The following is a 14790-nucleotide window of genomic DNA, read 5'->3' as shown; positions in this document are numbered from 1 at the left end:
TAAGTTACATACCCATGACGAGCCTCGACGACCTGCGGGTCATCGACGCGGCGACGCTGTTCGCCGGTCCCTCCGCGGCCATGATGCTGGGCGACTTCGGCGCGGACGTGATCAAAATCGAGCATCCGCGCCGGGGCGACCCCTCGCGCGGGCACGGCGCCTCCGTGGACGGAGTGGGCCTGTGGTGGAAGACGCTGTCGCGCAACAAGCGCAGCGCGGCCGTGGACCTGTCGCGGGCCGAGGGGCAGGAGATCCTGCGCCGCCTGGCCGAACGGTCCGACGTGCTGATCGAGAACTTCCGCCCCGGCACCCTCGAACGCTGGAACCTGGCCCCCGAAGACCTCCTGGAGCTCAACCCGCGGCTGATCGTGGCCCGGATGACCGGGTTCGGGCAGTTCGGGCCCATGGCCAAGCGGCCCGGCTTCGGCACTCTGGCCGAGGCCATGAGCGGCTTCGCGGCCATGACCGGCGAGCCCGACGGGCCGCCCACCCTGCCGCCGCTGGCCCTGGCCGACGGCATCGCCGGCCTCGCCATGTCGTACGCGATCATGGTCGCCCTGCGCGCCCGTGAGCGGACCGGCCGGGGGCAGGTCATCGACCTGGCCATCATCGAGCCGATCCTGGGGCTGCTCGGGCCGCAGATGACTGCCTACAAGGCGCTCGGCGTCGTCCCCCAGCGGACCGGCAACCGTTCCAGCAGCAACGCGCCGCGCAACACCTACCGCACCCGCGACGGCCGCTGGCTGGCGATCTCCACCAGCGCCCAGCCCATCGCCGAGCGCGTGGTCACCCTGGTGGGGCGGCCCGACCTGGTCGAGCAGCCCTGGTTCGCCAGCGGGCACGGCCGCGTGCAGCACGTGGACGAACTCGACGCGGCGGTCGCCTCCTGGATCGCCGAGCGCGACGCCGACGAGGTCATCGCCAGGTTCGAGGAGGTGCAGGCCGCGGTCGCGCCCATCTACGACGTCTCCGACCTGGCCGAGGATCCGCAGTACGCGGCCCTGAACACGTTCGTCGAGGTGCCGGACGAGGAGCTGGGCTCGCTCACCATGCAGAACGTGCTCTTCCGGCTCTCCGACACGCCCGGCGAGATCCGCTGGCCGGGGCGGCGGCTGGGCCGCGACACCGACGAGGTGCTGGCCGAGCTCGACTACTCCGGCGACCGCATCGCCGCACTCCGCGCCGACGGAGTGATCGCATGAGCGTCCCCGACGGGCCCGCCGCCTCTGGGCCGGCTGGCCTCGGGCCCGCCGTCAGGCGGCCCGGCGCCGCCGAGGGGGTGCCGGTGCCGCCCGTGACCTGGCTGTACGTTCCCGGGGACCGGCCCGAGCGGTTCGACAAGGCGGTGGCGTCCGGCGCCGACGTCGTCATCATCGACCTGGAGGACGCGGTCGCACCGGCGAAGAAGGACGAGGCCAGGCGGAACGCCGTCGCCTACCTGCGCGCCCAGCACGGGCGGCCTGCCCGGTGGCCGCGGCTGCACGTGCGGGTCAACGACCCGGCCACCGCCCGCGGACGCGACGACCTGGCCGCCGTCGGGCCGTTCGCCGACGGGGTACGGCTGCCCAAGGTCGAGTCCACGGCCGTGCTCGACGCCGTGACGGGCGCGCCCGCGTACGCGCTGCTGGAGTCGGCGGCCGGGATCCTCGCCGCCCGCGAGATCGCCGCCCACCCCAGCGTGGCGGGCGTGGCGCTGGGCGAGCAGGACCTGGCCGCCGAGCTGGCCGTCACCGACGAACAGGCCATGAACCAGCTCAGGCTCCAGGTCGTCCTCGCCGCCGCCGCGGCCGGGCTGCCGCCGGTGCCCATGTCCGTCTATCCGGACGTCAAGGACGAGGTGGGGCTGGCCGACTCCTGCCGGGCCGGCCGCGCCATCGGGCTGTTCGGCCGGACCGCGATCCATCCGCGCCAGATCCCCGTCATCAGGCGGGCGTTCCGTCCGGCGGAGGAAGAGGTGGCCAGGGCCGCCGAGATCGTCGCGGCGGCGGAACGCGCCGAACAGGCCGGCGTCGGCGCGGTGGCGCTGCCCGACGGCCGCTTCGTGGACGCCCCCATCGTGGTCCGGGCCCGCCGCACCGTCACCCTGGCCGCCCGCCTCGCCGACCCACCCGACCCCGCGGAACCTCCCGCCAACCCACCCGACCGGGCGGAACGTTCCGAAAGCCCGTCCGACCCCGCGTACCACCGCTCAGGCCCGCCGCCGGACGTCACCACCTGACCGCAGGCCGCCACCGACGCCGGCGCGTGCCGACCACCCCCGCACCACCCCCCCCATTGGAGGTCCTTCGCCATGGGAATCGCCGTTTGGGCGCTCATCGCCTACATCGCCATCATCGTCGTCTGGAACGGAGTGCTGAAACGCAACATCGGTGAGGCGATGCTCATCGGTTTCGCCGGCGTGTGCCTCTTCGGCGGCACCCGCTTCTTCGAGCTGGCCTGGGCGGGCCTGGCCGACGCGTTCGCCGAGGAGGTCGTCTTCGCCGCCCTGGCCTTCGTCTTCATGGGTTACCTGCTCACCAAGCTGGGCCTCATCCAGGAGCAGGTCACCGTGCTGAACTCGGTGTTCGGCCGCCTGCGCGGCGGCGCCGGCTACGTCTCCACCTCCGCCGCCGCCCTCCTCGGCGGCCCCTCAGGCTCGGGGTCGGGGATCTCCGCGTCCGTGGGCTCGGTGACGATCCCGTGGATGATCCGCTCCAACTGGCGCCCCGACCTGGCCGCCTCGCTGGTCGCGGGCAACGCCGGGCTGGGCATCTCGATCCCGCCGAGCTCGTCGATGTTCCTGCTGCTCGGCTCAGCCGCGGTGGCGCCCGTGCTCAGCGCCGACCAGCTCTTCGTGCCCGCCCTCGTGGGCGGGTTGTGGACGGTGGCCTACCGGTTCGTCGTGGTGTTCGTGTGGGTGCGCAGGCACCGCATCGCCGCCACCGACGCCTCCGACATCCTGCCCCTGCGCGCGGCCCTGCGCGCCGGGTGGACGTCGCTGCTGGTGTACGCGGGCATCCTCGTACCGGTGCTCATGACCCTCGACTTCGGCGTGGCGCTGATGGAGTCGCGGGTGGGCGAGGAGGCGGCCGACGCCATCAGCATCGTCGTGTGGATCCCGGTGCTGACCGTGCTGGCCACGTTCGCGGTGGCGTGGCGGCGGCTGCCGCGCACCGGCCGCGCGTGGAACGAACTGCTCGGCGAGATGGCCCCCCGCTACGCCGTCATCGGCGCGACCCTGTTCTTCGCCTTCGCGGCCGCCGCCAGCCTGGGCGAGCTGGGCCTGGTCGACCAGCTGACCACGATCATGCAGGCCCTGGACGCGCCGGCCGTCGTCATCGCCACGCTCGTCGGGCTGCTGCTCGTCGTCATCGCCGCGCCGCTGACCGGCACCGCCACGATCGCCGCCGTCGGCGGGGTGGCCTTCAGCGCGCTGACCGCGGCCGGGATCGCCCCGGCCGCCGCGGCCACCGCGATCCTGGTCTTCGCCTCGACCGAGGGCGCGTCGCCGCCCGGAGCGGCCCCGATCTACATCGCCAGCGGCATCGCCCAGGTGGACCCGGCCAGGACGTTCGGGCGGCTGATCATCTGGTTCGTCGTCCCGACGCTGGTCATGGGCGTGCTGATCGCCGTCGGCGCGCTGCCGATCTGAGAGGAGAGCCGTCATGAAGAAGCTCACCATGGTCCTGTTCAAGATCGGCCTCGTGCTGTTCCTCGTGCTCGGCGTCGCCGTCGTGCTGATCCAGGCGGCCGGGCTGATCGCGGGCAGCTCCGCGCTGGTCTCCGGTGCGGTGTCGGCGCTCGGCATGGCGATGACCGTGTCGGCCGGGGTGACCGGGCTGCTCGGCTTCCTGATGTCGTACCTCTACCACTGGCAGGCCGGCGAGGACTAAGCCTGCGGACGCCAGCGGGCCGCGAGCTCCACGTCCGCCGGTGGCGGGCCGGGCAGGTCGCGGTGGGCGGGCGGCACCCGCAGCGCGTCCATCGCCAGCGTCAGATAGCGCTGCCGCAACTGCCCCGCGCGCTCGTCGCCGCCCAGCTTGATCGAGGCGAGCTGCTCGAACAGCAGCGCGATGTCGGCCGGCGTCACGTCCGGCCGCAGCACGCCCGCCGCCACCGCGCGGCGGTGCGCCTCGACGGCCAGCGCCGACGCCCTGGCGGCGTCGCGGCCCAGCTCCTCCGTCGGGGTGAACGTGCCGGCCAGCTTGATGGTCAGCGAGCTGCTGTCGGCCTCGACGATGCCGCGCAGATAGGCGGCGAACGACTCCCACGGGTCGCTGTCGTCGGCCAGCGCCCGCTCGGCGACCTCGATGTAGAGCTTCAGTCCGTCGCCGCACAATTTCTGCAGCAGGGCCTCCTTGCTCGGATAGCGGCGATACAGTGCGCTGATCCCGACGCCCGCCTTCTCGGCCACGGCCGCGATGGGGGCGCCGGGGTCGGCGGTGAAGACGGCTCGCGCGGCCTGGAGGATCAACTCGTCGTTACGCGCGGCCTGTGCCTTGCGGCCGCTCATGGGTGGGCTGCTCATAGATCCAGTGTACTCGGAACGTACGGTTCCGTTCTACTAAGGTGGCGCGAAAAAGCGTTCGCGGATCTCCTGGGACGGCGGCTACCTTCGGGCGGATGAACGACGTACCCCTGTCCGTGCTGTGGTTGTCCGGGCCGTCGGGCGTCGGGAAGTCCTCGGCGGGCTGGGAGACGTTCGCCCAGCTCAGCCGCGAGGGCGTCACGGCCGCGTTCGTCGACGGCGACCAGATCGGGCTGTGCTACCCGGACCCCGACGGCGGCCCGCATGCGATCAGGGCGCGCAATCTCGCCGCGATGCTGCCGAACTTCAGGCGTGCGGGCGTGCGCCGTCTCGTGCTGGCGGGCTTCGTGGACACGCGGGACGAGGTGGACGTGTACACGAGGCTCATGCCGGACGTGGCGTTCACCGTGTGCCGGTTGCGGGTGGACGCGGGCGAGCTCGAACGGCGCTTCCTGGCGCGGGGATGGCGGCCCGACCTGGTCGCCGAGACCGTCGCGGAGGCGCTGGCGCAGGACCGTACCGACTACGCCGACCTGTGCGTGGACACCACCGGGCTGACCGTCCAGGAGACCGCCCGGCTGATCCTGGCCCGCACCGCCGGCCTGCCGGCGGCCGGTGGGGAGCCCGTGCCCGTGCTGTGGTTCTCCGGCGCCACGGCCGCGGGGAAGTCCACGGTCGGGTACGAGGTCTTCAGCCAGATCGTCCGCACCGGTGTGCGCGCGGCCTACATCGACGTGAAGCAGATCGGCGCCCTGCGACCGGCCCCGCACGGCGACCAGCGCGACGACCAGCGCGACGGCCAGCGCGACGGCCGGCCCGACGGCCCGCACGGCGACCTGGACGTGCGCCAGCTTGTGGCGGGCAACCTCGCCGCCGTCTGGGCCGGGCACCGCGCGGCCGGAGCCCGCTGCCTGATCGTCTCCGGCGGGCCCGACTCCGACGACGTCATCCGCGACCGCGTCGCCCCGATTCCCGGCATCGACCTGACCGTCTGCCGCCTGCACGCCACCCCGGCCACCCTCGCCGAGCGCATCCGCCTGCGCGCGGGCGGGCAGGCGCCGCAGTTGCCGGGCGACGAGCTGAAAGGGCTCGGCCCGCAGGACCTCGACCGGGTCGCCGAACGGGCCGCGGCCGAGGCGGAGGCGCTGGAACGCGCGGGGTCGGGCGACCTGCGCATCGAGACCGACGACCGCACCGCCCAGGAGATCGCGGCCTTCGTCCGGGAACGCGCCCTGCCCTGGTGAGCGGCCCTGTGCCGCTGAACACACCCTGTTCCTGAGGAGGCGCGCTGTCCGGGGAGCGTGTCCTCCGCTCGGTGAGTCGCGCTGTCCGACGAGGGCGCCCCGACCAGGCGAACCGCCCTATTCCGACGAGCGGGCGCGCCAGGCGGAGCCGCTTCCCGACGTCAATGAGGACAGCCGCTCGGTCAGCCGGCTGATCCCGTAGGACAGCCACGGCGGGGTGTGCGCGACCAGTGGCGAGTTCCGCTTGTCGAGCAGGGTGATCATCTGGTGCGGCGGGAGGTCGATGTAGCGCGGCAGGTTCTCGTACCAGCGGGCGCTGTAGCGCGCCGCCTTCTGCGGGGCCCGGATCACGGACCTGCGCTGGCGCTCGTAACGGGCCAGGGCGCCGGCCGGCCGCGGGTCGGCGTGCAGGGCGTCCACCAGGAAGGCGACGTCGCCCAGCGCCAGGGTGGTGCCCGCGCCGACGGAGTAGTGGGTGGTGTGCGCGGAGTCCCCGAGCAGCACCACGTTGTCGTGGTACCACCTGCGGTTGGTCACGGTGCGGAAGTTCAGCCAGTGGGCGCTGCCGTCGATCTGGGTGCGGCCCATGAGCGAGTGCCCGTCGAGGATGTCGGCGAACAGCTTCTCCATCAGGGCCAGGCTGTCGGCCTCGTTCGCCTCGTGGAAGCCGAGACCCCGCCACGTCTCCGGCGAGCATTCGACCACGACCGTGCTGCGGTCCTGGTCGTAGCGGTAGCCGTAGCACCAGATCCAGCCGTGCGGGGTCTCGGTGAAGGCGAAGGTGAACGAGTCGAAGACCTTCGTGGTGCCGAGCCAGACGTACTTGTTGCGCCCGACGGCGATCTCGGTGCCGAAGTGGGCGGCGTGGCGTTCGCGCAGTACGCTGTTGACGCCGTCGCCGGCCACGATCAGGTCGGCGTCGGGGAACTCGCGCTCGTCGGTGACCTCCCGCTCGAACTCGATCCGCACCCCGAGCGCCCGCGCCCGCTCGGTGAAGATGTCGAGCAGCCGCCGCCGGCTGACGCCGGAGCCCTCGTCGCCGTGCTCCACCGTGATCGTGGCCCGGTCGTGCAGGTGCACGACCCAGCTGTCCCAGCGGACGGAGCACTCGCTGATGGCGCGGGCGGACTCGGGGTCGACGCCGTGCAGGAAGTGGAACAGCTCGTCCCAGTACGTCACGCCCCAGCCGTACGAGGATCCGGCGGGGTTCCGCTCGTAGATGGTGATGTCGTGGGACGGATCCACCCGCTTCATCAGGATCGAGAAGTACAGGCTGGCGGGTCCGCCGCCGACACAGACGACCTTCACGAGAGCTCCCCCTACTACACGAAACGTCATCAATATGTAACAGAGAGTAGCAGTCGGTGAAGTCAGACAGCCGTCACAGAAGCCGTGTCGCGGGAGGTCAGGTCAGCCTGTCGCGGGCGGCCCGACGGGGTTCACGCGGGTCGGATGGGTGGCGGGAGGGCGTTCGTGCCGTCAGCCGGTGGCGGGCGACGCGAAGGCGTTCACGCCGGTCAGGTCGGCCGACAGTCGCCACAGGCGGGCCGCCTCCCGCGGGTCCACGGCCCACTCGGCCACCCCGGCGACCAGCGTCGCGCCGGGCGGGAGAGGGTCGGCCACGTCGCCGTCCTCGCAGTAGAGCCCGCCGAGCCCGTCCAGCCGCGGCGAGGTGGCCGCCCACACCTGGGTGGCGGCGCCCTCCTGCACGCTCTTCCAGCCGGGGTTGCCGGGCGTGGACTCGATGGTCTTCTTCAGCTCCGCGAACTCCTCTGGCGGGATGTCGCGGGCCAGGGACGTGCCGGCGATGGCGCCGGGGTGCACCGCGAACGCGCGCACGCCCGCCTCCTTGCCCAGCGCGTCCAGGTGCACGGCGAACAGCACGTTGGCGGTCTTGGCCTGCCCGTAGGCCAGCCACTTGTCGTACCCCCGCTCGAACTGCACGTCGTCCCAGCGGATCCCGGAGAGCTGGTGGCCGTTGGAGGAGACCGACACCACGCGCGCCCGGCCCCGCGCCAGCGCCGGCCAGAGCCGGTTGACCATGGCGAAGTGGCCGAGGTGGTTGACGGCGAACTGGGACTCCCAGCCGGGGCCGACCCGCCGCTCGGGGCCGGCCATGATGCCGGCGTTGGCGATCAGCAGGTGCAGGTCGCGCCCGGAGGCGAGAAAACGCTCCGCGAAGCGCCGCACGCCGTCGAGGTCGGCCAGGTCCAGCTCGGCGACCTCGACCCCGGGGACGCCGGAGGCGTCGGCGCCGGCGGCATCCCGGAGCTCGCCGACCTCGACGCCGGGGAGGCCGGCCAGGGCCTCGATCGCCGCCTCGGGACGCCGGGCCGGGACGATCACGCGCGCGCCCGCCTCCACCAGCGCCCTGGTGGTCTCCAGTCCGAGGCCCGAGTAGCCGCCCGTGACGAGGGCCAGCCGCCCTGACAGGTCGATGCCCCGCAGGACGTCGGCCGTGGTGCTGTGGATTCCGAAGCCGGAACCGAGTTTGTGCTGTTCAGTGCTCATGTCGGCGACGCTATGACCTGGAGTCGGCTCCAGGTCAAATGGCGCGCCGGGCGTCGACCAGGACCCCCACCCCGTCGAGGATCCGCTCCAGCCCGAACTCGTAGCCGAGCTGCCGCTCGTCCTCGGGCAGGCCGGCCGGATAGTCGAACGCGCCCGCGTCCACGGCGGCGCGCAGGGCCGGCAGCCTCCGTGCGTCCACGCGGGAGCCGAGCAGCGCGCTGTGGGCGGCGATCGACGCGCTGGAGGCGGCGGATCCGAGGTCGGCGCCCAGCCGGGCGGTGGCGTGCATGTACGTGGCCACCAGCAGGACGATGCCGGCCTTGTCGCGCTCGTCCAGCCCCGTTCCGCCGAGCACGGCCAGCGCCCGGTCGGTCCAGGCCAGCTGGTTGGGCGTGGCGGGCGGCCCGGTGATCGGCAGGCGCACGATCCACGTGTGGGTGCGCAGCATCTCCCACTGGGCCCGGCACCAGCGGCGCAGCCCGTCGCGCCAGTCGTCGCACGGCTCGTCGAGCCCGGCGGGCACGCCCGCGACCGAGTCGAGCATCAGCAGCAGCAGTTCGTCCTTGTTCTTGACGTGCCGGTAGAGCGACATCGTGGTGAAGCCGAGCCGCGCGGCGACCCGGGCCATCGACACCGCCTCCAGCCCGCCCTCGTCGGCCAGCTCCACGGCCGCCCGCGCGATCCGGGGCAGGCTCAGCCCGGTCTTCGGCTCCGGCTCCGGCCGTTCGAGTCGTTCCCAGAGATCCATCCCGGCAGTGTATGTCATACACTCGGTGTATGACATACACAGCATTGATCGCGGGCGGCGGGATAGCGGGCACGGCGGCCGCGATAGCCCTGCGCAAGGCGGGCGTCGACGCCGTGATCCACGAGGCGTACGACAGGACGGCCGACCAGGCGGGCGCCTTCCTGACGCTCGCGCCGAACGCGCTCGACGCCCTGCGCGCTCTGGACCTGGACGTCGGCGGGCTCGGTTTCGAGACCCCCGGCATCACGATCTCCAGCGGTTCCGGCAGGCGGCTCGGCGCGCTGTCCTACGCCCACGGCGGCGTGGTGAGCAGGACGGTCAAACGGGCCGACCTCTACCGGTTCCTGCGCGGGCACGACCTGCGCATCGAGTACGGCAAACGCCTGACCGCCGCCGCCTGTACCCCGGGCGGCGGCGTGCTGGCGACCTTCGCCGACGGCACCACGGCCGAGGCGGACCTGCTCATCGGCGCCGACGGCCTGCGCTCGGCGGTGCGCCGGATCATCGATCCGGACGCGCCGGGCGCGCGCTACACCGGCCTGCTCACCGTGGGAGGGTACGCGCGCGGCATCTCGACCGGCTCGGAGCCCGGCATGATGTGGGCCGTCTTCGGCAAGCGCTGCTTCTTCGTCCACACCACGCACCCGGACGGGGAGGTGTGGTGGGCCGCCAACCCCGCGCAGCCCGTCGAGCTCACCCCCGCCGAGCTGGCCGCCGTCACCGCGCGGGAATGGCGGGACCGGCTGAGCGAGCTGTTCGGGAACGACCGGAGCCCCGCCCTCGACATCATCGCGGCGACCGGAGAGATTCTCGCGGGCTGGAACTCCTATGAGGTGCCGAGCGTGCCGAGATGGCACCGCGGCCGGATGATCGTCATCGGCGACGCCGCCCACGCCACCGCGCCGTCGATCGGGCAGGGCGCGGCGATGGCCGTCGAGGACGCCGTGGTCCTGGCCAAGTGCCTGCGCGACAGCCCGGGGGTGGAGGCGGCGTTCGCGGCGTACGAGCGGCTGCGCCGGGGGCGGGTCGAGCGCGTCGTCGAGCAGGGCAACCGTACCGGCGGCTGGAAGGCGCTCAGCCCGCTCGCCAGGGTGCCCCGCGACCTGGTCATGAGCCTGGGCATGAAGCTGGCGGCCATGACCGGGGCCGACCCCAGCCGCTGGATCTACGAGCACCACCTCGAATGGGAGGAGCCGGTCGGCGAGCCCGTCTGAGCGCCAGGGCGGCGGCCCTCAGCCCCGTCGCGGCGAGGCCGTGCTGGCGCGGGCCACCAGGCGGGTCGGGACGAGGTCGGTGCCGGGGCGGGACGCCTCGTTGTCGCGGATCTGCGCCAGGGCCTGCTGGACGCACCGCCGCCCGACCTCGGCGAAGTCCTGGTGCACCGTGGTCAGCGGCGGGACGAAATAGGCGGAGTCGGGAATGTCGTCGAAACCCACCACGCTGATGTCGCCCGGCACGGCCCGCCCGCGCTCGTGGAAGGCGCGCAGCAGCCCCAGGGCCATCTGGTCGTTGGAGGCGAAGACCGCCGTGCATGAGGGCTCGGCGGCCAGGGTGAGCCCGGCGGCGTAGCCGGACCCGGCCGACCAGTCGCCGTGCAGGGGCTCGGGCACCGGCCGCCCGGCCTCCTCCAGGGTGGCGCGCCAGGCCTGGGCCCGGCGCTGGCTCGCGTACGACGTCCGCGGCCCCGTCACGTGCCAGACGGTCCGGTGCCCCAGGTCGAGCAGGTGATGCACGGCCCGCCGCGCGCCGTCGGCCTGGTCGGTGTCGACCACGCTGTAGCGGTCGCCGGCGTCGGAGTCGACGACCACGGCGTGCACCCCGGGCGGCAGCGTGACGGTGCCGGCGTCGAGCAGGTGGACCTCGATGATGACGATGACCGCGTCCACGGCCAGCTCGCCCATCCGGGTGAAGGCGCCCAGCACGTTGTCCTGGGTCGGCACGTCGATGGGCGTCAGCGTGATCGCGTAGCCCTCGGCGGCGGCGTGGGTGGCGATGGCCTCGACCGTGCGGCTGTTGCCGGTCGAGGAGAGCCCGAAGAGGATGACGCCGATGGTGTTGAACTGGCCGTAACGCAGCGCGCGGGCGGCGCTGTTGGGCCGGTAGCCCAGCTCGCGCATCGCCGCCAGCACTTGCTCGCGGGTCGAGTCGATCACGCCGGGATGGCCGTTGGAGACACGGGAGACCGTCTGCGAGGAGACCCCCGCCCGCTGGGCGACGTCGGCCATGGAGACCCGCTGCTTGCGCCGCCCGCCGGGCACTCCGGAGCCGCCACGCTGCGCGCCGGCGTGCCCAGTCCCAGATACGGGCCCAGATACGGGCCCAGAAACGGGCCCGGGCCCGGGGCCGGGTTCGGGGGCGGGGTCCTGCCCAGTCGTCACTGCCATCGTCCGTCTGCCTCCGCAACGAGCATCCCGGGGGGTGCCTTGACCGGCCCGTACGGCCGGTGCCACGATACCGCAACAGAAGTTTACGTAAACATAACGGTGGGGAACCCCCCGGCGACCCTCGGTCAGCGGCCATCCCACGCCTCCCCCCGCAGTTGGTGTTTGCGTTGACGAAGCGGCGAGTGAGGAGTGCACGGGTGGTCGCAACAGTGCCCAGGGCGCGTCGGTCCTGGGCGGGCTGGCGGTTCGTCGGGCCGTTCATGGCGGTGTTCGCGCTGGTCTTCCTGGCGCCGATCGCGTACTCGATCTATCTGAGCCTGTTCAGGACCCAGCTGATCGGCGGCACCGCCTTCGTCGGCGCGGACAACTACCTCAAGGCGCTGGCCGACCCGCAGTTCTGGTCGGCTTTCGGCAACGTGGCGATCTTCCTGGTGGTGCAGGTCCCGATCATGCTGTTCCTGGCGCTGCTGGTGGCCCTGGCCATCGACAGCGGCCGGCTGTACGGGGCGAGCTTCTTCCGCATCGCGGTGTTCCTGCCCTACGCCGTCCCCGCCGTCGTGGCCACGCTGATGTGGGCCTTCATGTACGGCACCCGCTTCGGCCTGGTCGCCAACCTCAGCGACGCCCTCGGCGTGCGGCTGCCCGACCCGCTGTCGGCCGACCTGATCCTGGCCTCCCTCGGCAACGTCGTGACCTGGGAGTTCGTCGGCTACAACATGCTGATCCTGTACTCGGCCCTGCGCGTGGTCAACCCGTCCCTGTACGAGGCCGCGGAGATCGACGGCGCCGGCCAGTTCCGGATCATCCTGTCGATCAAGCTGCCCGCCCTGCGCGGCGCCCTGCTGATCGCCACGATCTTCTCCATCATCGGCAGCTTCCAGCTCTTCAACGAGCCCGCGATCCTCAAGAACCTGGCGCCGAACGCGATCACGTCCTCCTTCACGCCCAACTACTACGCCTACACGCTGTCCTTCGCCGGCCAGCAGTACAACTACTCGGCCACCGTCGCGATCGTCATGGGCGTGATCACGATGATCGTCGCCTACGCCGTCCAGCTGCGCGGCATGCGCAAGGAGGTCTGACACGTGACCGCCACCACCCGTGGCCCCCTGGTGATCCGCCACCGCCGTCACTCACCGCGCCGCCGGCGCAGCGTCACGCTGACCGTGCTGACCTCGATCATGCTGATCTACACGCTGCTCCCGCTGGTCTGGCTGGCGATCAACGCCTCCAAGACGCAGGAAGGGCTGCTCAGCTCGTTCGGCCTGTGGTTCGACGACGACTTCGCGCTGTTCTCCAACATCGCCGCCGCCTTCACCTACGACGACGGCATCTTCACCCGCTGGCTGCTCAACACCCTGCTCTACGTGGTCCTCGGCGCGGGCGGCGCGACGCTGCTGGCCACGATCGCCGGATACGGCCTGGCCAAGTTCGACTTCCCCGGCAAGAAGGCCGTCTTCGCCGTCGTGATCGGCGCGGTCGCGGTGCCCGGGACGGCGCTGGCCGTGCCGACGTTCCTGATGTTCTCCAGCCTCGGCCTGACCAACACGCCGTGGGCGGTCATCATCCCCTCGCTGGTCTCGCCGTTCGGTCTCTACCTCATGTGGACCTTCGCCGGCGACGCCGTCCCGAACGAGATCCTCGAATCGGCGCGGGTGGACGGGGCGCGGGAGTTCCAGACCTTCTTCCGTATCAGCCTGCCGCTGCTGGCTCCCGGGATCGTCACCGTGCTGCTGTTCACCGTGGTCGCGACGTGGAACAACTACTTCCTGCCGCTGATCATGCTGAAGGACCCCGGCTGGTATCCGCTGACCCTCGGCCTCAGCGCCTGGAACGCCCAGGCGACCACCGCGGGCGGCGAAGCGATCTTCAACCTCGTGATCACCGGTTCCCTGCTCACCATCGTCCCGCTGATCGTGGCGTTCCTGCTGCTCCAGCGGTACTGGCAGTCGGGCCTGGCCGCCGGGAGCGTCAAGGAGTGACCGGCGCCGCATCTCCACGAAAGGGACAACCATGACGACAATCCGCCGCCGTGCTCTGCTAGCGGGCGCGGCCCTGTCGGTAGCGCTGATCGCCACCGCCTGCGGCTCGCCGGGAGACGGCGGGCAGGGGGCGGCCCCGGCCCAGAGCACGTCGGCCACCGACCAGGAGGCCGCGCTGAACGCCGGCGGCACGATCACCGTCTGGGCGTGGGAGCCGACGCTCAAGCAGGTCGTCGCCGGCTTCCAGGCCAAGTATCCGAAGGTGAAGGTCAACCTGGTCAACGCCGGCACCGGCGACGACCAGTACACCGCCCTGCAGAACGCGGTCAAGGCCGGCTCCGGCGTCCCCGACGTGGCGCAGATCGAGTACTACGCGCTGCCGCAGTTCGCGCTGTCGAAGTCGGTCGCCGACCTGACGCCCTTCGGCGCGGACAAGCTCGAAGGTACCTTCACCCCCGGACCGTGGAACTCGGTCCACTCCGGCCCCGGCATCTACGGCCTGCCGATGGACTCCGGCCCGATGGCCCTGTTCTACAACAAGGACGTCTTCGACAAGCACGACATCGAGGTGCCGGAGACCTGGGAGGAGTACATCGAGGCCGCCAGGAAGCTGCACAAGGCCGACCCGAAGGCGTACATCACCAGCGACACCGGCGACGCCGGCTTCACCACCAGCATGATCTGGCAGGCCGGCGGCAAGCCGTACCAGGTCGACGGGACCAAGGTCGCGATCAACTTCGCCGACGAGGGCACCAAGAAGTTCACCGCCGCCTGGCAGCAGCTCATCTCGGAGAAGCTGCTCGCGCCGATCAACGGCTGGAGCGACGAGTGGTACAAGGGCCTGGGTGACGGCACCATCGCCACCCTCGTGATCGGCGCCTGGATGCCGGCCAACTTCGAGAGCGGCGTCAAGGCGGCGTCCGGCAAGTGGCGGGTCGCGCCGATGCCGCAGTGGGAGGCCGGCGGCAAGGCCACCTCCGAGAACGGCGGCAGCTCGCTGGCCATCCCCGAGGCGAGCGCCAACAAGACCCTGGCCTACGCGTTCATGAAGTACGCCGGCGTCGACGAGGGCGTCCAGACCCGCCTCGACGCGGGCGCGTTCCCCGCCACCACCGCGCACCTCAACGCGGCGGAGTTCAAGGACAAGAAGTTCCCCTACTTCGGCGACCAGCAGGTCAACCAGGTGCTCGCCGAGTCGGCCGCCCAGGTCGTGCCCGGCTGGTCTTACCTGCCCTACCAGGTGTACGCCAACAGCGTCTTCAACGACACCGTCGGCAAGGCGTACATCTCCTCGACCACGCTGGACGACGGGCTCAAGGCGTGGCAGGACGCCTCCGTCAAGTACGGGCAGGAGCAAGGCTTCAGCGTGCAGTAAGAGCCACGGCGAGCGGGAAGGCCGTGCCCGGAGGGATCC

14 protein-coding genes are annotated in these 14790 nt (G+C 71.9%); 9 read left to right on the top strand and 5 right to left on the bottom strand.

The genetic code is table 11. The features are described from left to right. Window positions 1–14 precede the first annotated feature (14 nt). From AB0C28_RS33280 to AB0C28_RS33265, 4 genes are all read left to right on the top strand, one after another. Window positions 15–1202 (top strand): CoA transferase, encoded by a 1188-nt coding sequence (locus AB0C28_RS33280; protein ID WP_358079948.1) that lies wholly within the window; start codon window positions 15–17, stop codon window positions 1200–1202. Further along, the gene (locus tag AB0C28_RS33275; RefSeq protein ID WP_358079947.1) at window positions 1199–2218 is read left to right on the top strand and encodes a CoA ester lyase; all 1020 of its coding nucleotides are present in this window, start codon (window positions 1199–1201) and stop codon (window positions 2216–2218) included. Before AB0C28_RS33280 ends, AB0C28_RS33275 begins: the two co-directional genes overlap by 4 nt. Window positions 2219–2290: 72 nt before the next feature. Next, window positions 2291–3631 carry a TRAP transporter large permease subunit gene (locus AB0C28_RS33270; protein ID WP_357853780.1) on the top strand — a complete coding sequence of 447 codons (1341 nt, stop codon included), beginning with the start codon at window positions 2291–2293 and terminating at the stop codon, window positions 3629–3631. Between the two features lie 13 nt (window positions 3632–3644). Next, complete coding sequence (locus AB0C28_RS33265; protein ID WP_357853777.1) at window positions 3645–3872, top strand: hypothetical protein; 228 nt, start codon at window positions 3645–3647, stop codon at window positions 3870–3872. Here the strand turns inward: AB0C28_RS33265 and AB0C28_RS33260 are convergent. Next, on the bottom strand, window positions 3869–4507 hold the full coding sequence (locus AB0C28_RS33260) for a TetR/AcrR family transcriptional regulator (RefSeq protein ID WP_357853774.1): 639 nt from the start codon (window positions 4505–4507) through the stop codon (window positions 3869–3871). The two genes, AB0C28_RS33265 and AB0C28_RS33260, sit on opposite strands and share 4 nt — an antisense overlap. A 95-nt stretch (window positions 4508–4602) precedes the next feature. Between AB0C28_RS33260 and AB0C28_RS33255 the strand changes: the two genes are divergently transcribed. Beyond that, a complete protein-coding gene (locus AB0C28_RS33255; RefSeq protein ID WP_358079946.1) occupies window positions 4603–5751 on the top strand; it encodes a hypothetical protein in 1149 nt (382 codons plus the stop codon). 117 nt (window positions 5752–5868) lie between these two features. Here the strand turns inward: AB0C28_RS33255 and AB0C28_RS33250 are convergent, their stop codons facing one another. The 3 genes from AB0C28_RS33250 to AB0C28_RS33240 form a co-directional block, all read right to left on the bottom strand. Beyond that, a complete protein-coding gene (locus AB0C28_RS33250; RefSeq protein ID WP_357853768.1) occupies window positions 5869–7059 on the bottom strand; it encodes an FAD-dependent monooxygenase in 1191 nt (396 codons plus the stop codon). Window positions 7060–7230: 171 nt separating this feature from the next. After that, on the bottom strand, window positions 7231–8262 hold the full coding sequence (locus tag AB0C28_RS33245) for an oxidoreductase (protein ID WP_358079945.1): 1032 nt from the start codon (window positions 8260–8262) through the stop codon (window positions 7231–7233). Between the two features lie 34 nt (window positions 8263–8296). Then, complete coding sequence (locus AB0C28_RS33240; RefSeq protein WP_358079944.1) at window positions 8297–9010, bottom strand: TetR/AcrR family transcriptional regulator; 714 nt, start codon at window positions 9008–9010, stop codon at window positions 8297–8299. A 29-nt stretch (window positions 9011–9039) separates the two neighbouring features. On the opposite strand from AB0C28_RS33240, the gene AB0C28_RS33235 reads away from it, so the two are divergent. Beyond that, window positions 9040–10224 (top strand): FAD-dependent monooxygenase, encoded by a 1185-nt coding sequence (locus tag AB0C28_RS33235; protein ID WP_358079943.1) that lies wholly within the window; start codon window positions 9040–9042, stop codon window positions 10222–10224. A gap of 18 nt (window positions 10225–10242) precedes the next feature. Here the strand turns inward: AB0C28_RS33235 and AB0C28_RS33230 are convergent, their stop codons facing one another. Next, the gene (locus tag AB0C28_RS33230; protein WP_357853758.1) at window positions 10243–11235 is read right to left on the bottom strand and encodes a LacI family DNA-binding transcriptional regulator; all 993 of its coding nucleotides are present in this window, start codon (window positions 11233–11235) and stop codon (window positions 10243–10245) included. A gap of 356 nt (window positions 11236–11591) precedes the next feature. Between AB0C28_RS33230 and AB0C28_RS33225 the strand changes: the two genes are divergently transcribed. The 3 genes from AB0C28_RS33225 to AB0C28_RS33215 are packed head-to-tail and all read left to right on the top strand — an operon-like array spanning window position 11592 to window position 14751. Next, window positions 11592–12476 carry a sugar ABC transporter permease gene (locus AB0C28_RS33225; RefSeq protein WP_357853755.1) on the top strand — a complete coding sequence of 295 codons (885 nt, stop codon included), beginning with the start codon at window positions 11592–11594 and terminating at the stop codon, window positions 12474–12476. A 3-nt stretch (window positions 12477–12479) separates the two neighbouring features. Beyond that, window positions 12480–13376, top strand: a complete 897-nt coding sequence (locus AB0C28_RS33220) for a carbohydrate ABC transporter permease (RefSeq protein WP_357853752.1) — start codon at window positions 12480–12482, stop codon at window positions 13374–13376. A 31-nt stretch (window positions 13377–13407) separates the two neighbouring features. After that, a complete protein-coding gene (locus AB0C28_RS33215; RefSeq protein WP_357853749.1) occupies window positions 13408–14751 on the top strand; it encodes an extracellular solute-binding protein in 1344 nt (447 codons plus the stop codon). Window positions 14752–14790: the final 39 nt, after the last annotated feature.

This window comes from Nonomuraea sp. NPDC048892 (assembly GCF_040649735.1).
Taxonomy (GTDB): Bacteria; Actinomycetota; Actinomycetes; order Streptosporangiales; family Streptosporangiaceae; genus Nonomuraea; species Nonomuraea maheshkhaliensis.
This window is presented reverse-complemented; position numbering and strand designations above follow the sequence as displayed.